The organism is Amycolatopsis sp. NPDC001319, from assembly GCF_042896185.1.
Taxonomy (GTDB): Bacteria; Actinomycetota; Actinomycetes; order Mycobacteriales; family Pseudonocardiaceae; genus Amycolatopsis.
The window spans coordinates 207,965-230,149 of record NZ_JBIAWY010000005.1; the positions used below are offsets into that span (position 1 = coordinate 207,965).

General features: G+C 70.5%; 20 protein-coding genes. All 20 read right to left on the minus strand.

All coding sequences use genetic code 11. From position 1 onward, the window contains the following. Positions 1–87 precede the first annotated feature (87 nt). The 20 genes from ACFY1H_RS20200 to ACFY1H_RS20295 all read right to left on the minus strand — a co-directional run bounded on the left by ACFY1H_RS20200 (position 88) and on the right by ACFY1H_RS20295 (position 22,150). Positions 88–942, minus strand: a complete 855-nt coding sequence (locus tag ACFY1H_RS20200; protein ID WP_366580765.1) for a xanthine dehydrogenase family protein subunit M — start codon at positions 940–942, stop codon at positions 88–90. After that, complete coding sequence (locus tag ACFY1H_RS20205; RefSeq protein WP_366580763.1) at positions 939–3,377, minus strand: molybdopterin cofactor-binding domain-containing protein; 2,439 nt, start codon at positions 3,375–3,377, stop codon at positions 939–941. Before ACFY1H_RS20205 ends, ACFY1H_RS20200 begins: the two co-directional genes overlap by 4 nt. Beyond that, positions 3,377–3,892: a (2Fe-2S)-binding protein gene (locus tag ACFY1H_RS20210; protein ID WP_366580761.1), complete on the minus strand. Its 516-nt coding sequence runs from the start codon at positions 3,890–3,892 to the stop codon at positions 3,377–3,379. The genes ACFY1H_RS20205 and ACFY1H_RS20210 overlap by 1 nt, the downstream gene beginning before the upstream one ends. 477 nt (positions 3,893–4,369) lie before the next feature. Beyond that, positions 4,370–5,482, minus strand: a complete 1,113-nt coding sequence (locus ACFY1H_RS20215; RefSeq protein ID WP_366580759.1) for an XdhC/CoxI family protein — start codon at positions 5,480–5,482, stop codon at positions 4,370–4,372. Next, on the minus strand, positions 5,475–6,590 hold the full coding sequence (locus tag ACFY1H_RS20220; protein WP_366580757.1) for a VWA domain-containing protein: 1,116 nt from the start codon (positions 6,588–6,590) through the stop codon (positions 5,475–5,477). The genes ACFY1H_RS20215 and ACFY1H_RS20220 overlap by 8 nt, the downstream gene beginning before the upstream one ends. 1,406 nt (positions 6,591–7,996) lie before the next feature. Continuing rightward, positions 7,997–8,917 (minus strand): MoxR family ATPase, encoded by a 921-nt coding sequence (locus ACFY1H_RS20225; protein WP_366580755.1) that lies wholly within the window; start codon positions 8,915–8,917, stop codon positions 7,997–7,999. Continuing rightward, complete coding sequence (locus ACFY1H_RS20230) at positions 8,914–9,510, minus strand: NTP transferase domain-containing protein (RefSeq protein ID WP_386948296.1); 597 nt, start codon at positions 9,508–9,510, stop codon at positions 8,914–8,916. Before ACFY1H_RS20230 ends, ACFY1H_RS20225 begins: the two co-directional genes overlap by 4 nt. A gap of 628 nt (positions 9,511–10,138) precedes the next feature. Further along, positions 10,139–10,945 (minus strand): IclR family transcriptional regulator C-terminal domain-containing protein, encoded by an 807-nt coding sequence (locus ACFY1H_RS20235; protein ID WP_366580751.1) that lies wholly within the window; start codon positions 10,943–10,945, stop codon positions 10,139–10,141. A gap of 10 nt (positions 10,946–10,955) precedes the next feature. Next, positions 10,956–11,369: a 4-carboxymuconolactone decarboxylase gene (pcaC, locus tag ACFY1H_RS20240; protein ID WP_366580749.1), complete on the minus strand. Its 414-nt coding sequence runs from the start codon at positions 11,367–11,369 to the stop codon at positions 10,956–10,958. Further along, entirely contained in the window at positions 11,369–12,148 is a 780-nt protein-coding gene (gene pcaD, locus ACFY1H_RS20245; protein ID WP_386948300.1) for a 3-oxoadipate enol-lactonase, read from the minus strand. The genes pcaC and pcaD overlap by 1 nt, the downstream gene beginning before the upstream one ends. A 31-nt stretch (positions 12,149–12,179) precedes the next feature. Continuing rightward, positions 12,180–12,731 (minus strand): protocatechuate 3,4-dioxygenase subunit alpha, encoded by a 552-nt coding sequence (gene pcaG, locus ACFY1H_RS20250; protein ID WP_364065682.1) that lies wholly within the window; start codon positions 12,729–12,731, stop codon positions 12,180–12,182. Continuing rightward, positions 12,731–13,465 (minus strand): protocatechuate 3,4-dioxygenase subunit beta, encoded by a 735-nt coding sequence (gene pcaH / locus ACFY1H_RS20255; protein WP_366580745.1) that lies wholly within the window; start codon positions 13,463–13,465, stop codon positions 12,731–12,733. Before pcaH ends, pcaG begins: the two co-directional genes overlap by 1 nt. Positions 13,466–13,504: 39 nt before the next feature. Then, the gene (locus ACFY1H_RS20260) at positions 13,505–14,686 is read right to left on the minus strand and encodes a thiolase family protein (protein ID WP_366580743.1); all 1,182 of its coding nucleotides are present in this window, start codon (positions 14,684–14,686) and stop codon (positions 13,505–13,507) included. Beyond that, entirely contained in the window at positions 14,683–15,438 is a 756-nt protein-coding gene (locus ACFY1H_RS20265) for a CoA-transferase subunit beta (protein ID WP_366580741.1), read from the minus strand. The genes ACFY1H_RS20260 and ACFY1H_RS20265 overlap by 4 nt, the downstream gene beginning before the upstream one ends. Further along, on the minus strand, positions 15,435–16,244 hold the full coding sequence (locus ACFY1H_RS20270; protein ID WP_366580739.1) for a CoA transferase subunit A: 810 nt from the start codon (positions 16,242–16,244) through the stop codon (positions 15,435–15,437). Before ACFY1H_RS20270 ends, ACFY1H_RS20265 begins: the two co-directional genes overlap by 4 nt. Before the next feature lie 199 nt (positions 16,245–16,443). Then, a complete protein-coding gene (locus tag ACFY1H_RS20275; RefSeq protein ID WP_386948305.1) occupies positions 16,444–17,772 on the minus strand; it encodes a glycoside hydrolase family 27 protein in 1,329 nt (442 codons plus the stop codon). Positions 17,773–17,798: 26 nt separating this feature from the next. After that, a complete protein-coding gene (locus ACFY1H_RS20280; RefSeq protein ID WP_366580735.1) occupies positions 17,799–18,680 on the minus strand; it encodes a carbohydrate ABC transporter permease in 882 nt (293 codons plus the stop codon). A gap of 1 nt (position 18,681) precedes the next feature. Next, positions 18,682–19,653, minus strand: a complete 972-nt coding sequence (locus ACFY1H_RS20285) for a sugar ABC transporter permease (RefSeq protein ID WP_366580733.1) — start codon at positions 19,651–19,653, stop codon at positions 18,682–18,684. A 1-nt stretch (position 19,654) separates the two neighbouring features. Then, positions 19,655–20,941 (minus strand): ABC transporter substrate-binding protein, encoded by a 1,287-nt coding sequence (locus tag ACFY1H_RS20290; protein WP_386948310.1) that lies wholly within the window; start codon positions 20,939–20,941, stop codon positions 19,655–19,657. A gap of 9 nt (positions 20,942–20,950) precedes the next feature. Beyond that, on the minus strand, positions 20,951–22,150 hold the full coding sequence (locus ACFY1H_RS20295) for an ROK family protein (protein WP_366580729.1): 1,200 nt from the start codon (positions 22,148–22,150) through the stop codon (positions 20,951–20,953). Positions 22,151–22,185: the final 35 nt, after the last annotated feature.

A 22,185-nucleotide genomic window follows, 5' to 3' on the forward strand; every position in this document is an offset into this window, starting at 1 on the left:
TCTCCTTCGAACCGCAGAACCAAAAGCCAAGAACCGATGAGGCCCACCTTACGACCGTGACGGCCGAAAGGTGGGCCTCGTCGACAATCAGCCTCCGACCGCGGCCGTGAGGGCACGGCCCGTGAGCACCCGCGCGAGGTGCTGCCGGTACTCGACGTCGGAGTTGCCGTCGGCGGCCGGGCTCGTGCCGTCGGCGGCGTGCGCGGCGGCCGCGCGGATCACGTCGGCGTTCGCCGAGGCGCCCACCAGCGCTTGCTCCACCGCGACGGCCCGCACCGGCGTCGAGCCCATGTTCGTGAGCGCCACCCGGGCCTCCTCGATCACGCCGCCCTCGGTGCGGACGGTGGCCGCGACCGCGACGATCGACCACGCCTGCGCGACGCGGTTGAACTTCTCGTAGTGCGCGCTCCAGCCCGTGTGCTTGGGCAGGCGAACCTCCACGAGCAGCTCGTCGGGCGCCAGCACAGTGGTGAAGAAGTCCTGGAAGAACTCTCCCGCGCCCACCGTGCGCCGGCCGTTCGGTCCGGCGATCACCAGCGAGCCGTCGAGCGCCACCGCCACAGCCGGCAGGTCACCCGCCGGATCGGCGTGCGCGAGCGAGCCGCCGAACGTGCCGCGGTGGCGCACCTGCGGGTCGGCCACCTTGTCGGTCGCCTCCTTGGCCAGCGCCGCGTGCTCGGCGACGAGGGCATCGCGCTGCACGTCGTAGTGCGTGGTCATCGCGCCGATCACGATGGCGTCGCCGTCTTCGCGGACACCGCGCATCTCCGCGATGTTGCGCAGGTCCACCAGGGTGGTCGGCGCGGCGAGCCGCATCCGCAGCACCGGCAGCAGGCTCTGCCCGCCCGCCAGCACCTTGGCGTCCTCGCCCGCGGCGGCGAGCGCCTGCACCGCTTCGTCCACACTGGACGGAGCCACGTACTCGAACGGGGCCGGGATCACTGGGCACCTCCGGAAGCGTCGATCGAACCGAGGCCGCCGCCGGCCTCCGAGCCGGCTCCCCCGGCTCCCGTGGTTCCGTGCTGGATGGCGTGCCACACGCGCATCGGCGTCAGCGGCATTTCGATGTCGTTCACGCCGAAGTGGCGCACGGCGTCGACCACCGCGTTGACCACCGCCGGTGTCGAGGCGATCGTGCCCGCCTCGCCGACGCCCTTGGCGCCGAGCGGGTTCGTCGTCGACGGCGTTTCGGTGCGCGCCGTGGTGAACGACGGCAGGTCTGCCGACGAGGGCAGCAGGTAGTCGGCGAACGTGCCCGTGGTGAGCGTGCCGCTCTCGTCGTGCACTGCCTCCTCGAACAGCGCCTGCGCGATGCCCTGCGCGAGCCCGCCGTGCACCTGGCCGTCGACGATCAGCGGGTTCACGACCACGCCGACGTCGTCCACGCACACGTACGAGCGCAGCTTGATCCGGCCCGTCTCCGTGTCCACCTCGGCGGCACACAGGTGCGTGCCGTGCGGGAAGGAGAAGTTCTCCGGGTCGAACGTCGCGTCGGAGTCGAGCGAGGGCTCGATTCCGTCGGGCAGGTCGTGGGCCGCGAACACGGCCAAGGCGACATCCTGGATCGTCGTCGACTGATCTGTGCCCTTGACCGTGAACTTGCCACCTCCGAACTCCAGGTCGTCCTCGGCGCATTCGAGCATGTGCGCGGCGATCGGCATCGCCTTCGCCACGACCTTCTCGGCCGCCTTCACGACGGCGATGCCCCCGACGACGAGAGACCGCGAGCCGTAGGTGTCCATGCCCTTGTGGGACGACTGCGTGTCGCCGTGCAGCACCTCGATGTCCTCGAACGGCACACCCAGCTGGTCGGCCACGATCTGGCTCCACGCCGTCTCGTGCCCCTGGCCGTGGGCCGAGGCTCCGGTGGTCACCTCGATCTTTCCTGTGGGCAGCACCCGCAGCTGCGCGTACTCCCAGCCGCCCGCCCCGTAGTCCAGCGAGCCGAGCACCCGCGACGGCGCCAGGCCGCACATCTCCGTGAATGTGGAGATGCCGATGCCGAGCTGCACCGGGTCACCCGATTCGCGCCGCCGCTGCTGCTCGCGCCGCAGGCCGTCGTAGTCGAAGAGCTCCTTGGCCTTCGCGGTGGCGGCCTCGTAGTTGCCCGAGTCGTAGGTCAGCCCGGCCACCGTGGTGAACGGGAACTCCTCGTGCTTGATCCAGTTCTTCTCGCGCAGCTCCATCGGGTCCATGCCGAGCTCGTCTGCGAGCTCGTCCATGATCCGCTCGATGGCGTAGGTCGCCTCCGGCCGGCCGGCGCCGCGGTAGGCGTCGGTGAGCGTGGTCGTGGTGAACACGTTGGTGCAAGCGAAGTGGTAGGCGGGGAACTTGTAGATCGCGTTGAACATGAACGCGCCCAGGATCGGCACACCCGGGCCGACGAGCCCGTTGTAGGCACCCAGGTTCGCGATCAGCTCGACCTTCAGGCCGGTGACCGTGCCGTCGGCGTTCGCGGAGATCGTGATGTCCTGGATCTGATCGCGGCCGTGGTGGGCGGTGAGGATCGACTCGGAGCGCGACTCGTTCCACTTCACCGGTTTCCCGAGCTTCTGCGCCACCAGGACGGCCATCATCTCTTCGGGCAGCACGGCGATCTTGCCGCCGAAGCCGCCGCCGACGTCAGGCGCGATCACGCGCACCTTGTGCTCCGGGAGCCCCAGTGTCAGCGCCGTCATCACCCGCAGGATGTGCGGGACCTGCGTGGCCGACCACATCGTCAGCTGCGCGCCCGTCGGATCGACGACACACGCCCGCGGCTCCATGAACGCGGGAATGAGCCGCTGCTGGCGGAAGCGGCGCTTGACCACGATCTCGGACGAGGCGATGGCGTCCTCGACATTGCCGCCGGTACCCGCCTCGGCCGAGTCGAACGCCCAGAACGCGTTCTTGTTGGTGCCCAGGTCCTCGTGCACGAGCTGCGCGCCCTCGGCGAGCGCGGCCTCCATGTCGAGCACCACGGGCAGCTCGTCGTACTCGACCTCGATGCCTTCGAGCGCGTCGTGGGCTTCGCTGGAGCTGCGCGCCACGACCACGGCGATGCCCTCACCGGCGAAGTTCACCTGGCCATCGGCCAGCACGGGCCGGCGCGGCGCCTTCATGTCCGGCGTGATCGGCCACGCGCACGGCATGCCGATCGAACCGTCCGGATCCAGGTCCTTGGCGGTGTAGACGGCGATGACACCCGGCGAATCCTTGGCCGCCGAAGTGTCGAGGGAGGTGATCTTCGCGTGCGCCATGGGGCTGCGCAGCACGGCGAGGTGCAGCATGCCCGGGAGCGCGATGTTGTCGGTCCAGCGGGTGCGGCCGGTGATGAGCCGCTCGTCCTCCTTGCGGCGACGGGACTTCCCGACTTCGGGTTCGATCGTGGCAGTCATCACTCACCACCCACACCGACGTGCTTGATCTGTTCGGCCTCGGGTCCGGCGCCCGGGCTCATGTGCTTCGCAGCGTCGCGCACGGCGCGCACGATGTTCTGGTAACCCGTGCAGCGGCACAGGTTGCCTTCGAGTCCTTCACGGACGGCCTGTTCGTCTGGATCGGGGTTGTCGGCCAGCAGGTCGATGGACTGCATGATCATGCCCGGCGTGCAGAACCCGCACTGCAGGGCGTGGTTGTCGTGGAACGCCTGTTGCACCGGGTGGAGCCGCCCGTCGCGGGCGAGTCCTTCGACGGTGGTGACCTCGCTGCCGTCGGCCTGGACCGCGAGCACTGAGCAGGACTTCACGCTGTGGCCGTCGAGGTGGACGGTGCACGCGCCGCAGTTGCTCGTGTCGCAGCCGACGACCGTGCCCACTTTCCCGACGCGTTCCCGCAGGTAATGGACGAGAAGTGTGCGGGGCTCCACCTCATCGGTGTACTTCGTGCCGTCGACGGTGACGGTGATGCGCATCAAAGGCCTCCAAGAGCAAATGCCCGCCTGACCCGGGTGGGGCCGGCGGGCCGGTTCGGGAACGGCCAAGGTCGATCGTGATCGGCCTCACATGGGAGCCTGCTACTCCTTACGCGCGCGGACAAGTCCGGATGTCGTACATCCGGGCCGTACTCCCGCATCTGCATGCTTATGTGCAGGGCCATTCCGCAGATGCGGACCTCCGTCCGGGTGATTTTTCCACCCGGCGGCAAAACTCACCCGAGTCTCAGGTGGACGGTCACGCCATGGTCGACTTCCGCCTGGGCGTGGGGATTTCCGGTCAGTCCCCCACTGCTCGCCGCAGTCGCTCGAGGATGGACGGGTTTTTCACCGCATTGTCGGGTCTACAGTGGATCAAATTCCGCAAGTGCGGTTTATCCCGTGTGTTTCCTCCGCAGATGCGGACTCATCAAAAAGTCCCGCACACCGTGGCGTGCGGGACTTTCTGAAAAACACTCAGTTGTGGATCCGGCCGGACAAAGCGGCCAATCGTCGTCCGGTTCCGCTCCAGCGCAGCGAAATGATCTCCGCCGCGATCGACACCGCGGTTTCCTCGGGCGTGCGCGCGCCCAGGTCGAGGCCGATCGGCGACGAAAGCCGTTCCAGCTCGGCTTCCGTGATGCCGGCTTCGCGAAGGCGGGCGAAGCGGTCGTCGTGGGTCTTGCGGGAGCCCATGGCGCCGACGTAGCCGACGTCGAGGCGCAGCGCGATCTCCAGCAGCGGCACGTCGAACTTCGGGTCGTGCGTGAGCACGGCGATCGCGGTGCGGCTGTCGATGCGGCCGGCCTCGGCCTCGGCGGCGAGGTAGCGGTGGGGCCAGTCGACCACGACCTCGTGCGCGTCGGGGAACCGGCTGCTGGTGGCGAACACGGGCCGCGCGTCGCACACCGTGACCTGGTAGCCGAGGTAGGCGCCCATGCGCGCCATGGCGGCGGCGAAGTCGATGGCGCCGAACACGAGCAGCCGCGGCGGCGGTTCGAACGAGTTCACGAACACGGCCATGCCTTCGCCGCGGCGCTGGCCGTCCGGCCCGTAGCGCAGGGTGCCGGTGCGACCGCTGGCCAGGAGGCCGCGCGCGTCGTCGGCCACGGCGTCGTCCATGCGCGAAGAGCCGAGCGAGCCCTCGACGCGGTCGGGCCACACGATCATGCGCTCGCCGACCAGGCCGGGCGTCTCGTGCTCGACGATCGTCACGATGGCGACGGGCTCGCCGCTGCGCACCGAGGCCACGACCTGGTCCAGCTCCGGCATCGACTCGCGGTCGAGGTGCTCCACGTAGATGTCGATGATCCCGCCGCAGGTCAGGCCCACGGCGAAGGCGTCGTCGTCGGTCACGCCGTAGCGCTGCAGCACGGGCTTGCGGTCGGTGACCACTTCCTGGGCCAGCTCGTAGACCGCGCCCTCGACGCACCCGCCGGACACGCTGCCGGCGACGGTGCCGTCCGGCGCCACCACCATCGACGCGCCCGGTGACCGCGGCGCCGACGAGAACGTGGCCACCACCGTGCCCAGGCCCACCGTCTCGCCCGCCAGCCAGCGGCGGTACACGTCGTCCAGTACGTCACGCATCGGCAATCTCCCCGAGCAGTCGTTCCAAAGTCGCCAGGCTGTGCCCGGCCAGCAACCGGTCGATGTGGGGCAGGGCGGCCACGATGCCGGACTGAACCGGAGCGTACCCCTCCCGCCCTGCGTGCGGATTCACCCAGAATACGGCGTGCGCGAGCCGGCGCAGTCTGCCGAGTTGCTCGGACAGCAGCGCGACGTCGCCGCGTTCCCAGCCGTCGGAGAACACGGTGACCACGGAGCGGCGCGCGATTCCGCGCTGGCCCCAGCGGTCGAGGAACACCCGCAGCGTCTCGCCGAGGCGCGTGCCGCCGGCGAAATCGGGCACCGCGTTGCCGGCCGCGAGCATGGCCTGCTCCGGGTCGCGCTGCCGCAGCTGGCGCGACACCCGCGTCATGCGCGTGCCGAGCGTGAAGACCTCGACGCTCGACGGTGCGGACCTGGTGAGCACGTGGGCGAAGCGCAGCAACGCGTCGGCATAGGGGCTCATCGAACCCGAGACGTCGATGAGCAGCACCGTCTTCCGCGGGCGGGTGCCGCGGCGGCTGCGGACGAGGCGCACGGGTTCGCCGCCGTCGGCGAGCATGGCGCGCAGCGTGCGGGCGGGGTCCAGCCGGCCGCGGTGGGCGGGGTGTCGGCGTGCCGCGCGGCGTTGCGGCGGAACCGGTTTGAGCGTGGCCAGGAGCTCGCGCAGGTGCTCACGCTCGGTTTTGGTGAGCTCGGCGAGATCACGGTGGCGCAGCACTTCGTGGTCACTCGCGGCGACCTTCAGGGTGTCGGGCTCTTCCTCGCCTTCGCCGCTGCCACCACTGTCGGAGGTCAACGGCGCGATGCGGGCACGCTTCTGCGCGGGGACGGATTGGGTGCCGCGGCGGGTCTCGTCGCCCTCGAACCAGCGCGCGAAGGCTTCCTCGTAGCGCGGCAGGTCGTCGGGATCGGAACACAACGTGAGCCGGCCGGCCCAGTACAGCTGCGTGGGCTCCGCGATGTCCACCTCCGCGACGGCGGCCAGATACGCCTGCACGCGCCGCGCATCGCACGCGACGCCCGCCTCACGCAGAGCCGCCGCGAACCCGGCGAACCCGGCCAGCGGATCAGCGACCTCGGTGTCCATGCCCCCATTGTGCAACGCTTTCGCCCGCGGCGGCGCTTTCGGTGACGCGCGAGCGCGCACGCCGCCCCTCCCCCGGGACGACGCACGCACTCGGCGGCTCCGCACAGCGACCACCCAAGGTAGCGGGAGGGCGGGCGCGCGGAGACTTATCGGGAAAAGATCGAGAAGGTGAGGTGGTGGATTCCGGGCACGGTTTCGCGCTTCGGTGCCGCTGTCGGTGTGCGGTCAGCGCGCGCCCGGGCCGGTTCGTTGTCCGGGTTCGGCGCCGGGGTTCAGTGCCAGGTCAGAGCACGGGGGAAGACCGCTGCTGCGCGATCGATCTCGGTCATCCACACGGTCTTCCTCCTCTCGGCTGCTTCTGTCGCGCTGATGGGAAAATCATGGCTCGCGGCCGGTGGTCCGGTCAACGCAATTAACATCGAGTCCACAGTGGACGATTACGGAACGATCGACCACCACACCACGTTCGCGGAACGACGGCGCCACCGAAAGCCGTTGTTCGCTTTGCGCGATCACCACACAGCGCCAGTCGCCGCGGCAAGCGGCCGACCCCGCGCAGGCACTGCGCCGCGCAAGACGACCCGAGGCTTTGCAGGAGGGCCTCGCCACGCTCGCGGGACCACGCCGCGACGGAAAACCGCTGTTCGGCGCGCGATCATCACCTCGCGGCACCACGCACCGCGGCGAGCGGCCGACCCCCCGCAAACACTGCGCGCCTAAGACGACCCGACGGTTCTCACGAGAACAGCGCCACGCTCGCGGAACTACGCCACCACGCAAAGCCGCTGTAGGGCGCGCGATCATCACCACGCGTCACCACGCATCACGGCAAACGGCCGACCCCACACAAGCACCGCGCCGCGCAAGACGACCCGAGGCGTCGCACGAGAACGGCGCCACGCTCGCGGAACCACGCCGCCACGCAAAGCCGCTGTTCGGCGCGCGATCATCACCACTCGGCACCACTCACGGCGGCACGCGACAACGGCACCGCGCAAACGCTGCGCCGCGCAAGACGACCCGAGGGTTCGCACGAGAACGGCACCACGCTCGCGGAACCACGCCGCCACGGAAAACCGCTGTTCGGCGCGCGATCATCACCACTCGGCACCACTCACCGCGGCACGCGACAACGGCACCGCGCAAACGCTGCGCCGAAGGAGGCAACCCGAGGTATAGCAGGAACACAGCGCCGCAGTCGCGGACCGGCTACGAGTCGCAAAGTGGCTGTTCGCCGTGCGCGGGCATTGCCACCGGCGCCACTCACCCGCGACCGCGCTCGAACGCCGCGCCGAAGGAGCCGCCCCGAGACGGCGGGGGTCCAGGCCCGGAGCCGTGAGGGGTCGTCGGCGCGGCGGCAGGATGCGATCGTGCGCGAGGCGGGGTCGCCCGGGTTGAGTGCCGGGTCAGGAGAAGAGCGTGTCCAGTTTGGCGCGGACGCGGTCCATGTCCTCGCTGTACTTGAGGACGGCGCCGAGGGTGCGGGCGGCGGTGGCGGCGTCGAGCTCGTCGCGGTCGAGGGCGAGGAGGGCGCGGGCCCAGTCAAGGGATTCGGCTACGCCCGGGGGCTTGAGGAGGTCCATGGCGCGGAGGCGGTGGACGGCGTCGGCGACCTGGCGGGCGAGGGTTTCGCCGATGCCGGGGATGCGGCGGCGCAGGATGGTGATCTCGCGGGCGAGGTCGGGGTGCTCGAGCCAGTGGTAGAGGCAGCGGCGCTTGAGGGCGTCGTGGACCTCGCGCGTGCGGTTGGAGGTGAGCACGACGAGCGGCGGCTGCTCGGCGCGGACCTCGCCGTATTCGGGGATCGTGACGGTGTACTCGTCGAGCAGCTGGAGCAGGAACGCTTCGAACTCGTCATCGGCGCGGTCGATCTCGTCGACGAGCAGTACGCACGGCGCGGTGGTCAGCGCCTGCAGCAGCGGGCGCGCGAGCAGGAACCGCTCGGTGTAGAGCGAGCGCTCGGCGGTGTCGGCGTCGAGGCGGCCGCCGTCGGCGGCTTCGAGGGCGCGCAGGTGCAGGAGCTGGCGGGGGAAGTCCCATTCGTAGAGGGCTTGCGCGGCGTCGATGCCCTCGTGGCACTGCAGGCGCACGAGCGGCAGGTCGAGCGCGGCCGAGAGAGCCAGCGCCAGCGACGTCTTGCCCGTCCCGGGTTCGCCTTCACAGAACAACGGGCGGCGCAGGCGCAGGGCGAGGAACCCGGCGGTCGCCAGACCCTCGTCGGCGAGGTACCCGGTGGCGTCGAGCGCGGCGGTGAGCTCTTCGGGCGAGGCGAGGGACTCGGTCACGCTCCCGATCGTAGGGCTCCCGGGCGGGGTTGCGCCGGTCATCCCGCCGTCTTCGGGGTCCGCCCCAGGTCAGCGGGCCGGTCGACGTCCTGCCCACTGCCCAGATCCCCGCACTCGACGAGCACGACGTCCCCCCGGCCCCGCAACCAGTCCCGCGCCCCGCGGTCCCCCTGCGCCGACGCGGCGACCTCGCCCCACCACCGCCGCCCGAACAGCACGGGATGCCCGGGTACGCCGTCGTAGGCCGCGCGGACCACGGCCGTCGTCGAAGCTTTCGCCATTACGCGCGCCAACGCCGCCGCCGGCACCCACGGCAGGTCGACCAGGTGCACGAGCACCGCCACGGGTGCGGTTTCGCCGTCCGGGAACTGTCTCGCCAGCGCCGCCAACCCCGCCTTCAGCGAGGCACCCATGCCGCCCTCCCAGCCGTCGGCATAGATCGCCTGGCTCGGGTCGGGCAGCAGCTTCGTCACGTCCTCGGCCGCCGCCCCGACCGCCACCCGCACCGGGCCACACCCGGCCTCGGTCAGCGTCCGCAACGCCCGCCGCACCAACGGCTCCCCGTCCAGCTCGACCAGCGCCTTCGGCCCCCCGAACCGCCGCCCCGCCCCGGCGGCGAGCAACAACCCGGCCACGCGCGGAGCCGCATCGGTAACCGACCCACGCACCGCGGCTGGCGACTCGTGCGCCGCGGCCTGCGCCCGCCCCGGCGCAACCGCACCGAATTCGGAGGGACCCGCCACGGACCCCGCCGACATCGCATCGCCAGCGCTCGAACCGACTCCCGCCACCCGCGGCGTGTCGACCGAATCGGCTCGTGGCACGCCCGCGGCCGGGGACTCGCGCGCCGCGAGTTGAGCCTGCGCCCCATCCGGCGCAACCACACCGGCACGCGACCTGCCCACTGCAGACCCAGCGGGCGCCGCATCCGCAGCGCCCGAACTTGCTGCGGGCACAGGCGGCGTGCCAGCCGAGCCAGCCCCCGCCGTATCGGACGGAACCACGCCGACACCCAACCGGCCCACGGCAAACCCAGCCGGCGCCCCATCCGCAGCGCCCGAACCGGCTGCCGACACGCGCGGCGTGCCAGCCGAGCCAGCTCTCAGCACGCCCACCGCGGCCGGCGCCCCATCCGGCGCAACCACACCGGCACCCGACCGGCCGACGGCAAACCCTGCGAGCGCCGTCGCGGCGGCGGCCGCGCGCGGCGCGGCGGGCGGGCCGGTCGGTTGCTCGCGCGGCGCAGGGCCGGCATAGCGGGGGTCAGCCACGGGTGGCCTGCGCGGGGCTGGAGCCGGCGAGGTCGGCGGCGATGGCGTGGGCCGTGGCGAGCAGGGGTGGGACCAGGTCTTCGCGCACGGAGTGGGCGGGGGTGCGGCTGGCGTGCGTGGAGATGTTCACGGCGGCGACCGCGCGGCCCTGGCGGTTGCGGATCGGCGCGGCGACCGAGCGCAGGCCCTCCTCGAGCTCCTGGTCGACCATGGCCCAGCCCTGCTCGGCGACGTGGGCGAGCTCGGCCTCGAGGGTGAGGCGGTCGGTGAGGGTGTGGGACGTGAGGCGGTCGAGGTCGGTGATCAGGAAGTACGCCTCGAGCTCCGCCGCCGACATGTCGGCGAGCAGCACGTGACCCATGGACGTGGCGTAGGCCGGGAAGCGCGTGCCGACGTTGATGCTCACGGTCATGATGCGCGAGACGGCCACGCGCGCGACGTAGACGATGTCCGGCGGCTCCAGCACCGACACGGAGCTGGATTCCCGCACCTGCGCGGAAAGCCGCTCCAGGTGCGGTTGCGCGACCTCCGACAGCGACAGGCTCGACAGGTACGCGTACCCCAGGTCGAGCACGCGCGCGGTCAGCGAGAAGTACTTGCCGTCCGTGCGGACGTATCCGAGGTCCACGAGCGTGAGCAGGAACCGGCGCGCGGCGGCGCGCGTGAGGCCCGTGATCCGCGCGACGTCGCTGAGCGTGGGGTGCGGTGCCTGGGCGCTGAAGGCCTTGATCACCGCCAGCCCGCGCTCCAGCGACTGCACGTGGTGTGCCCCGCGTTCGGCCGGTTCGTCGGAGTCCATGCCGCGAACCCTATCCGGCGTCGGGGACCTGCGCGGTGGGCTCGCCCAGTTCGGCCAGCGTGCGCTGGGCGATGGCCATCGCCGTGTTCGCCGCGGGCACGCCCGCGTACACGCCGGTGTGCATCAGCACCTCGCGGATCTCCGCGGCGGTGAGGCCGTTGCGGACGGCCGCGCGCACGTGCATGGCCAGCTCGTCGTGGCAGTGCAACGCGGTGAGCGCCGCCAGCGTGATGCAGCTGCGCGTCTTGCGGTCCAGGCCGTCGCGCGTCCAGATCGAGCCCCACGCCGCTTCGGTGATGTACTCCTGGAACGGCTTGCTGAACTCCGTGGTCCGCGCCACCGACGCGTCCACGTGCTCGTCGCCCAGCACCTCGCGGCGCACCTTCATGCCCGCTTCGAAACGTTCGCCCGGAACGTCGGCCATCACACTGCCTCCGTGATCTGCTCGAGGATCAGCCGCGTGAACTCCGCCGGCTGCTCGTAGTTGCCCAGGTGCGCGGCCGAAGCGACGACCTCGAACCGCGCGCCCGGAATACCTTCGGCGACGAGCCGGCCGTGGGTGTCGGGCGGAGTCGCGGGGTCGTCGGCGCCGGAGATCACCAGCGTCGGCGTAGTGATCTTCGGCAGGTCGGCCAGCTGGTCCATGCGCTCGATCACGCCGCAGCAGGCCGCGTACCCCTCGTCCGGGCAGTCGGCCACCATCGCGCGCAGGAACGCCACCTCGTCCGGGTGCGACTGCGCGTACGACGGCGTGACCCAGCGCCCCACCCCGGCCTCGGCGATGGCGCCGGTGCCCTCGGCCCGCACCACCTTCGCGCGGTCCGCCCACATCTGCGGAGGGCCGAGCTTCGCCGACGTGCAGCACAACGTGAGGCTCCGCAACCGCTCGGCTGCGTTGACGCCCAGCCACATCCCGGTCATCCCGCCCAGCGAAAGCCCGACGAGGTGCGCGCGCTCCACACCCAGGTCGTCCAGCAGCGCCAGCACGTCACCGCCCAGGTCGGCCAGCTCGTACGGACCGTCCGGCACGGGCGAAGCGCCGTGGCCGCGCGTGTCGTACCGCACGACCCGGTAGCCGCGCTCGACGAGCGGCGCCACCTGCGGGTCCCACATGCGGTGGTCGCTGCCGATCGAGTTGGAGAACACCACCACCGGGCCGTCGTCCGGGCCCTCGACGACCCGGTGCACCGCCACGCCGCTCACGCCTGTACCTCCAAAGTGGACAGTTTATCGATCAGAGCGCGAAGAAGACCGTCTCGCCCTCGCCCTGCAGCCGCACGTCGAAGCGGTAACCGTCTTCGGTCTTCTTCGCCACGAGCGTGTCGCGGCGCTCGGCCGGCACGCTCGCCAGCACCGCGTCGCCCGAGTTGTCCTGGTCCTCGAAGTAAATCCGCGTGACGACCCGGTTGAGCAGCCCGCGCGCGAACACCGACACGTCGATGTGGCGCGCCTGCTCACCCTGCTCACCGGGCAGGACACCCGGCAGGAGCGTGAGGATGCGGTATTCGCCGTTCTCGTCGGTGGGGCACCGGCCGAACGCGCGGAAGCCCGACTCGCTGCGGCCCCGCGGGTCGTCCGGGTGGTCGAACCCGCCCTGCGGGTCGGCCTGCCAGGTCTCGATCAAGGCGTCGGGCACGACCTCGCCCGCGCCGTCGGTGACGGTGCCGCGGATCCAGAACGCGCCTTCGGTGCCCTCGGGCACCACGAACGGCCCGTCTTCCCACGGCAACCCGATCGACAGGTACGGGCCGACGGTCTGCGACGGCGTCGTGAGCAGCTCGCCCATCAGTCCTCGTCCTCCTCGTCCTCGAACACCGACTGCTCACGGCCGCGCACGACGATGTCGAAGTCGAACGCCAGCGCCCACTCCGGCACCGTGCGCTCCAGGTTGAAGCGCGAGATCATCCGCTGCCGCGCCTTCTCGTCGGGGATCGAGTTGAAGATCGGGTCCTGCGAGAACAGCGGGTCTTCCGGGAAGTACATCTGCGTGACCAGCCGCTGCGTGAACGCCGAGCCGAACACGGAGAAGTGGATGTGCGCGGGGCGCCAGGCGTTGTCGTGGTTCTTCCACGGGTATGCGCCAGGCTTGATGGTGGTGAACTCGTAGCGCCCGTCGTCGTCGGTCAGCGCGCGGCCGAGCCCGGAGAAGTTCGGGTCGATCGGCGAGGGCCAGCGGTCGCCGGTGTGGCGGTAGCGGCCGCCTGCGTTGGCCTGCCAGATCTCGACGAGCGAGTTGCGGATCGGCCGGCCGTCGCCGTCGAGCAGCCGGCCGGTGACGATGATGCGCTGGCCCTGCGGCTCGCCGTCGTGCTGGCGGGTCAGGTCGTTGTCGAGCTCGCCGAGGCGACCCGGGCCGAGCAGCGGCCCGGTGACCTCGGTGAGCATCTGCGGGAGCAGCACCAGCGGCTGCGACGGGTGGCGCAACGTCGTGGAGCGGTACCCCGCGAAGTCCAGTGGGGCGTTGGCGTCCTCCGGCTCCCGCGGGTAGCGGGGCAGGCGGAGATCGGTGGGAGCGGCCACGTTTCCTCCTATCCGGTCGGTGGTTTCAGAGCAGGGGTGTCACTGGCGTTCGAGGACGACGGCGAGCCCCTGGCCCACGCCGATGCAGATCGCGGCGACGCCGTAGCGCCCGCCGGTCTGCTGCAGCCGGTAGGCGAGCGTGCCGAGGATCCGGCCGCCCGACGCGCCGAGCGGGTGCCCGATCGCAATGGCCCCGCCGTGGACGTTCATGAGCTCGGGGTCGAGCTCCTTCCACTCCTTGAGGCACGCCAGCGACTGGGCGGCGAACGCCTCGTTGAGCTCCACGGCCGCGACGTCGCCCCAGCCGATGCCGGCGCGCTCCAGCGCGATCTCGGCCGCGCGGACCGGGCCGACGCCGAAGATGTTGGGCTCGACACCCGCCGCACCGCGGCCGGCGATCCGGGCCAGCGGCGCCTTGCCGAGCCGCTTGCCGGCGGCCTCGTCGCCCAGCAGCACCGCCGATGCGCCGTCGTTGATCGGCGAGGAGTTGCCGGCCGTGACCGTGCCGCCGTCGCGCTTGAACGCGGGCTTCAGCTTGGCCAGCTTCTCCATCGTGGAGTCGGGCCGGATGCCCTCGTCCCGGGTCAGCTCGACGCCCTCGACCGGCACCACGTGGTTGTCGTAGAAGCCCTCGTCCCACGCGCGGGCGGCGTTGACGTGGCTGCGCACCGCGAACTCGTCCTGCTCCTCGCGCGTGATGCCGTAACGCTCGGCGAGGTATTCGGTGGAGTCGCCGTTGGAGATCACGTACTCCTGCGGCATGGCCGGGTTCACCATGCGCCAGCCCAGCGCGGAGTTGTACAGCGTCTGGTTGGCGGCCGGGAACGCCTTGTCCGGCTTGGCCATCACCAGCGGCGCGCGGCTCATCGACTCCACACCGCCAGCGGCGATCAGCGACGCGTCGCCCACCTGGATCGTGCGGCTGGCCTGCATCACGGCGTCGAGACCCGAGCCGCACAGGCGGTTGAGCGTGCCACCCGGCACAGTCACCGGCCAGCCCGCGAGCAGCGTCGCCATGCGCGCCACGTTGCGGTTGTCCTCACCGGCGCCGTTGGCGTCGCCGAGCAGCACCTCGTCCACAGTGGACGGATCGAGGTCGTTGCGCTCGGCCAGCGACTTCAGCACGGTGGCGGCGAGGTCGTCGGGGCGCACCTTCGCCAGCGCGCCGCCGTGGCGGCCGAAGGGGGTGCGGATCGCGTCGAACAGGAATACGTCGCTCATTCGCCGGCCTTCTTCAGGGATCGGAGCAGGGTCAGTTCTTCGTCCGTGGGCGCCGGGGTGGTCTTGAGGTCCGCCGCCACCTTCAGTTTCCACCCTGTCGCCGCGATCGCCTGCTCGACCTCGATGCCGGGGTGCAACTCGGTCAGCGTGAGCTCGGCGGTCTCCGGGTCGGGCCGCATGAGGCCGAGGTCGGTGACCACCAGCGTCGGGCCCGCGCCACGGAGGCCGAGCTTCTCGCGGTCACCCTTGCCCGTGCCGTGGCCGAACGAGGTGATGAAGTCGACCTTGTCCACGAACGCGCGCGGGCTCTGCCGCAGCACGATGAACACCTCCTTGCAGGAGGCGGCGATCTCGGGCGCGCCGCCCGCACCGGGGAGGCGGACCTTCGGGTCGTGGTAGTCGGACCCGATCACGGTGGTGTTGATGTTGCCGAACTTGTCGAGCTGCGCGGCACCGAGGAAGCCGACGTCGATGCGGCCGGGCTGCAGCCAGTAGTTGAACACCTCGGGCACGCTCACCACGGCGTCGGCGGTGTCGGCCAGCTCGCCGTCGCCGATCGAGAGCGGCAGCCGGGTCGGCTTCGCACCCAGGCAGCCGGATTCGTAGATCAGCGTGAGGTTCGGCGCGTGCGTGCGCCGCGCCAGGTTGGCGGCGGTGCTCGGCAGGCCGATGCCCACGAAGCAGGACATGCCCTCGCCGAGCGCGCGCGCCGCGGCGATGCTCATCATCTCGTCGGAGGTGTACTCGCTCATGCCTTCACCCCGGTCAGCTCGTTCAGCCACTTGGTGAACTCGTCGCGGTCGCGCCCGATCGGGTCCCACGCCTGGTAAGCGGAGTTGTCACGCTCGTAGTAGCCCGCCGCGTACGACGGCTTCGCGCCACCCGGCACCTCGGCGACGGCGGTGACGGCCCACGTCGGCAGCACCAGCGCGCCCGGCTTCGGCTCCAGCTCGTCGACGACCTCTTCCACGGTGACCAGCGACCGCTTCGCCGCCAGCACCGCTTCCTTCTGCACGCCGGCGATGCCCCACAGCTGCACGTTGCCCGCGCGGTCGGCGCGCTGGGCGTGCACGATCGTGACGTCGGGGTTCAGCGCCGGGACGGCAGTGAGCTGCTCACCGGTGAACGGGCAGGTGATCGGCTTGATCGTGTCCGTCTGCGCCGGCAGGTCCGTGCCCGTGTAGCCGCGCAGCACCGCGAACGGCAGGCCCGAGGCGCCGGCGACATAGCGGTTGGCCATGCCCGCGTGGCTGTGCTCCTCGATCTCCAGCGGCACCGGCCAGCTGTGCTGCACGGCGTCGCGGAACCGGTGCAGCGAGCCGACACCCGGGTTGCCACCCCACGAGAAGATCAGCTTGCTCGCGCACCCGGCGCCGATCAGCTGGTCGTACACGATGTCGGGGGTCATCCGCACCAGCGTGAGGTTCTTGCGCCCCTGCCGGATGATCTCGTGCCCGGCCTCGACCGGGATGAGGTGCGTGAACCCCTCCAGCGCGACGGTGTCCCCGTCGTGCACCAGCTCGGCGACCGCCTCGCCGAGCGACAGCACCCTAGCCATCGCGAGCCTTTCCGTCCTGGATCTCGACCGCGCGCCTGCTGACACTCGAAAGTGTTCGCATCGCGCACACAAGTTCTTCATATGAACATAGCACGAACCGGCGCCCCGTGGCGAGGCCCCGAAACCCGCCGGAAAACGCCCGGAAACACGGAAAGGCCCCTCCCCCAACGACTTCGGGGAGGGGCCTTCGGCAGGAAATTCAGCCGACCGTGATCAACCGCGACCCGTGCGCCGGCACCGCGGTCGCCGTCCACGAACCCGAGAACGACCCCAGATCCGCCCGCGCCACCAGGTCACGCACCGCGCGCGAACCCGACAGCCCCAGCGACGACCAGCTCACCGGGATGTTCGCCGCCGAAGAACCCAGGTTGTAGACCGCCACCGCCTGCTTCCCGCCGGGCAGCTGCTTCTTCCACACCTGCAGCGTCCCGCCGGCCACCTGCGCCGGATACGTGCCCGACCGGTCGACGGAGATCACCTCGGGGTTCGTGAGGATGCGCACAGCCGAGTCGTCCAGGAAGTACACGTCACCACCCACGTAGAGCGGCGACGACGCCATCGACCAGAACGTCATCACGCTCTGCCGTTCGGCGTCGTCGAGCCCGTCCTGGATCCCGCTGCCGGTGTTGTTCGAGATCGGCATCGAGTCCAGGTCCGGCCGGTAGCCGGCGTCGAACACGCCCTGCCACGCCGGCAGGTCGTCCCAGCGCTTCTTCACCGAGCTGTCCCACGAAGACACCGTGCCGCAGTAGCACTCCACATCGGTGTCCACGCGCACGCTGTTCGCGTACGGCGCCAGCCCCGGCCCCGCCTCGCGCGGCACCGGCCACGCGCCGGCCGTGAGCCACATCGCGCGCCCGGTGTGGTCGATCGCCTTCGACCACGCGGCGATGTCGGGCACGTTGTCGGCCGTCGTGCCGTCCACCTTCAGGAAGTCCACATCCCACGAAGCGAACTTCGCCACCACGGAGTCGTAGTACTTCTGCGCACACGGGTTGCTGTAGTCGACCTTCCAGTTGCCGCCCCACATGTTCGACGGCGTGAGCGGCAGCACCACGATGTCGCGCGTGTGGCAGGAGGTGCCGGCGATGGGCGCGTTCTTGTCGTAGACCTCCTTGTCGAGCCCGGTCGCCGCGTACAGGCCGATCTTCAGGCCCTTGCCGTGTACGTACGACGCCAGCGGCGCGATGCCGTTCGGGAACCGGCCGGGGTCGGGGTCGGCGATCCCGTTGGCGTCGCTGTGGAACACCCAGTCGAAGTTCGCGTTCCAGCCCGCGTCGAGGTTGATGTTCGTGTAGCCGGCGGACTTGAGCTTCGCCGACACGGCGTCGGCCGCGTCGCGGATGTGCGAGTCGACCAGCCAGCTCGTGCCGTACGTCGGGCGGGTGGACGACTGGACGCTCCAGCTGCTCCAGCCCATGAACGGCGTCACGAACGTGGTCTTGGCCTGCGCCGCGGGCGCGGCGAGGGTCCCAGTCAGGACGAGGACGGCGGCTACCGTCCACAGTCGACGGAGTGTGGACTTCATCGGTCACGCTCCCGGTGGGGTGGGGGTTACTCCTTCATCCCGCTCGCCGCGATGCCGCGGACGATGAACCGTTGCGCCACCAGGAACATCGCCACGAGCGGGGCGATGGTCACGAGCGCGCCGGCGAACAGGGCGGGCAGGTTGATCGTCTGCGCGGTGAGGAAGGTCGAGAGCGCGATCTGGGCCGTCCACGAGGACGGGTCCTGCCCGATGACCAGCGGCCACAGGAAGGAGTTCCAGCTCTCGATGAACATCAGCGCGCCGAGCGAGGCGATCATGCTGCCGGAGTTGGGCAGCACGAGCCGGCGGTACACACCGAGGTAACCGAGCCCGTCGAGCCGGCCCGCCTCCTCGATCTCCGCCGGGAACCGCAGGTAGAAGTTGCGGAAGAGGATCACTGTGAACGCGCTGAACAGGTTCGGCGCGATGATGCCCCACTCCGTGTTCACCCCGCCCATGGCGCCGACGACCACGAACGTCGGCACGAACGTGACCGACTGCGGGATCATCAGCGTCACCAGCACGTAGGTGAACACCGCGCGGCGGCCGGGCACGTTGATGCGGGCCAGCGCGTAGCCCGCCATCGAGCCGAACATCGTGCCCACCGGCGCCGTGATGATGGCGATGACGAACGAGTTGAGCAGCGCGTGGCCCATCGGCACCGACGCGTCGGCGAACAGGTCGCCGAAGTTCACCCACGAAAGCGGGTCCGGCAGCCACGACCACTCGGGCGAGGCGACCTGCGCGCGCGTCATCAACGCGTTGCGCACCATGATGTAGAACGGCAGCAGGAAGATCACCACGAGCACGGTGGCCAGCGCGTACTTCGGCACCCGTCCCCAGCCGCCCGGGCGGCGTTCCCGGACCTTCGCGGGCGCTGCTGAGACACTTCCGGTCAGCACGGCCATGTCAGTCCTTCTTCCCGAAGCCCACGAACTTCCCCTGCAGCAACGTGATCGCCACGATGATCACCGTCAGCAGGAACGCGCCTGCGGAACCGACGCCGTAGTTCTGGTCGCCCAGCGCGGAGTCGTAGAGGTACACCAGCGGCGGCTTCACCGGCGCGGTCGCGGTGCCGGAAAGACCGGTGCCGAACAGGTTGTAGAACTCGTCGAACGCCTGGAACGCCGCGATGAGGATGAGCAGCAGCACCGCCACCGACGTGTTCCGCAGCTGCGGCAACGTGATGTAGCGGAAGGCCTGCCACTTCGACGTGCCGTCGAGCTCACCCGCTTCGTAGAGCGACGGCGAGATCGCCTGCAGGCCCGCGAGGAACAGGATCATGTACAGCCCGACCTGCAGCCACAACCGCAGCGTGACCACCGCGACCCAGTACACCGGCGGGCTCGTCTCCGACAGCCACGCCACGGGATCGGCGCCGAACAGGCCGCCGATCACGTTCGCGACACCCGAGGGCAGGCCGTTGAACAGCGCCATCTTCCACACGAGCGCAGCGACCACGTAGGACACCGCGCCGGGGATGAGGAAGACCGTGCGGAAGAACGCCTTGCCGCGGCGGATGCTGTTGACCAGCACGGCCAGCCCCAGCGACGCGACGAACGTGACCGGCACGATGAACACCGTGAACAGCGCGATGATCAGCAGCGAGTCACGGAACGCGGGATCGGACAACAGGAACGTGTAGTTGTCGAAGCCGATCCAGTTGCCCAGCGAGATCGTGCCGCGCGCGTCGTTGAAGGAGAGCAGGAAGCTCCACGCGATCGCGACGTACTTGAACACGCCGAGCCCGATCACCACGGGCGCGGTGAGCACCGTGAACGCGCCGACCGCGCGCCAGTCCACCTTCCGGCGGCGCCGCTTGGCGGGCGCCGCCGGGGTCCGGGTGGACGGCGACAGGACTGAAGGGGACGAGACGGCCATGTCAGGCGAGCTGCTTGTCGACTTCGGCCTGGGCGCGCTTCGCCGCGTCGCCGAGCTCGGCGGCGGGATCGGCCTGGCCGTTGGCGATCTTCGTGGCGGCCTGGAGGAACAGCGTCGCCGACGCCTTGTTCCACAGACCCGAGTACGACAGCCCGTTCTGCTGCGAGATCGTCACGGCGTCCTTGGCCGCGCCGGACGAGAACTCGGTGGTCTGCGCCGCGACCTCCTTGCGGGCGGGGATGTGGAACCCGTACTTGACGCACCAGTCCTTCTGCAGGTCGGCCTGCTGGATCCACAGCCAGTTGATGAACTTCTTGGCGGCGTCGAGGTTCTTGCTCTTGGCGTTGGCCAGCTGGTACCAGCCGCCGACGCGCGCGACCTGGCGGCCCGCGTCGCCGAACTTCGGCCACGGCACCACGCCGAAGTCGTCGCCGAGTGCCTTCTTGATGTCCGGCAGCGACCACAGGCCGCCCCACTGCATCGCGGTGGCGTTGTCGGAGAACGCGCCGGGGTCGGACCAGTCGGTGGGGTAGCCCTGCAGCAGGCCGCCGGTGTCGTGCAGCTGCTTGAGGCCCGCGATCGCGGCGACGGCCTCGGGGCTGGCGAACGCGATCTTCTTGCCACTGGCGTCGAAGAAGTCGGCGCCCGAGGACCACAGCAGGAGGGTGGCGGCCTCACCGACGCCGTCGGTGCCGACGTAGAGGCCCTTCTGCTTGCCCGTGGTGAGCTTGCGCGTCGCGCCGAGCAGCTCGGCGAACGTCGTCGGCGGCTTGACGCCGGCCGCGGCCAGCACGCTCTTGCGGTAGTACAGCATCATGACGTCGTCGATCGTCTTGACGCCGTAGATCTTGCCCTCGACGGTCGCGGTGTCCAGCGCGGCCTGGGAGAAGTCGCTCTTCACCGGGTCGACGATGTCGTCGAGCGGGGCCAGCAAGCCGTTCTTCACGTTCTGGTAGCGGAAGTCGCCGATCTCGAAAAGGTCGGGCGCGTCCGCGGTGAGCATGGCGGAGTTGAGCTTCGTCTCGTAGTCACCGGCGATCCAGCTGACCTTGATCGCGATGTCCGGGTTGGCCTTGGTGAACTCCTGCGCGTAGCGCTGCACCGCCTGCTGCGTGCCCGATTCGCCGTAGGCGTGGTACCACTGGTTGAGCGTGACCTTCGCCCCGCCCGCGGCACCGGCGTTCTTGTTCAACGGGTCGGAGGTGCAGCCCGCCAGGGCGGCTCCCCCGGCGAACAGCACGGAGCCGACGAGGAAGCTCCTGCGCGACAGGTTTGGGGACGGGGCCATGACTTCTCCTCACAAACGGTCGGACACGAAAAGACTCTGAACGGCGACAGCGGCGGCGCCCCGTGCCCATTCCTCGAACGGCAGCGGCCGGATCACCAGGCCGCACCGCGCGGCACTGCCGAAGGCCTGCTCCGCGAACGTGCGGCGGATCTGGTCCTCGAACAGGTCGTAGGTGGCCACGCCCTCGCCCGAGACGACGACCCGTTCCGGGCCGAAGAGGTTGACCAGCGCGGCGAGACCGAGCCCGATCGCGTGGCCCGCGGTCGCGAAGACGGCCCGCAGCGGCTCGTCCCCGGCCCGCGCCCGCGCGACGGCCTCGTCCAGCGTCAGCGCCGGATCCCCCGCGACCCGGCGCGCACTCGCGACGATCGCCTCGGTCGACGCGATCGCCTCCACGCAGCCCGTGCCGCCGCAGTGGCAGGCCGGGCCGTCGGCTCCCATGCCGGCGACCGGGACGTGCCCGATCTCGCCGGCCACCCCGTGCGCGCCGCCGACGAGCCGGCCGTCGAGCACGAGGGCGCTTCCTATGCCGGTACCCACGGTGACCAGCGCGAACGACGCGGCGCCGACGCCTTCGCCGAACCACTGCTCGGCCACGGTGAGCGCCTTGACGTCGTTCTCGAGCGTGGTCGCCAGGCCCGTGCTGTCCTCCAGCAGCTCGGCCAGCGGCACGTCCCGCCAGCCGAGGAACGGTGAGTAGCGCACGACGCCGGTGTCACGGTCGACGTCGCCGGAGATCGCGACGCCCAGGCAGTAGGCCCGGTCGCGGAAGCTGGTCGCTCCGTCGGGCGCCGAGCCGGCCAGCAGCTCGGCGACGAGGTCGACGAGCGCGCGCACCACGTGGTCCACGTCGTGGCTGGTCAGCGGGTGGTGCTTGGCCACGCGGATCTGGGCCTGCAGGTCGGTGACCACGCCGATCAGGTCGTCGCCGGTGATCTTGACGCCGATGAAGTACTCGCGGTCGGGCCGGATGGCCAGCGGGCTGGCGGGCCGGCCGGCGCCGGGCGCGGTGCGTTCGGCGGAGGCGAGCTCTTCGAGGTAACCGGCTTCGATGAACGGGCGCGCGGCCTTCGTGACGGCGGCGGAGGAGAGGCCCGTGCGGCGGGCGACGTCCACGCGGCTGACCGGACCCTGGGTCAGCACCGTGGTGAACACGGTGGCCGCGGCGGGACTCGTGATCGGCGCCCTTGCCGGTGCACTGCGTGGCATGCGCGGAACCGTACGACGGATAAATTAACTTCGTC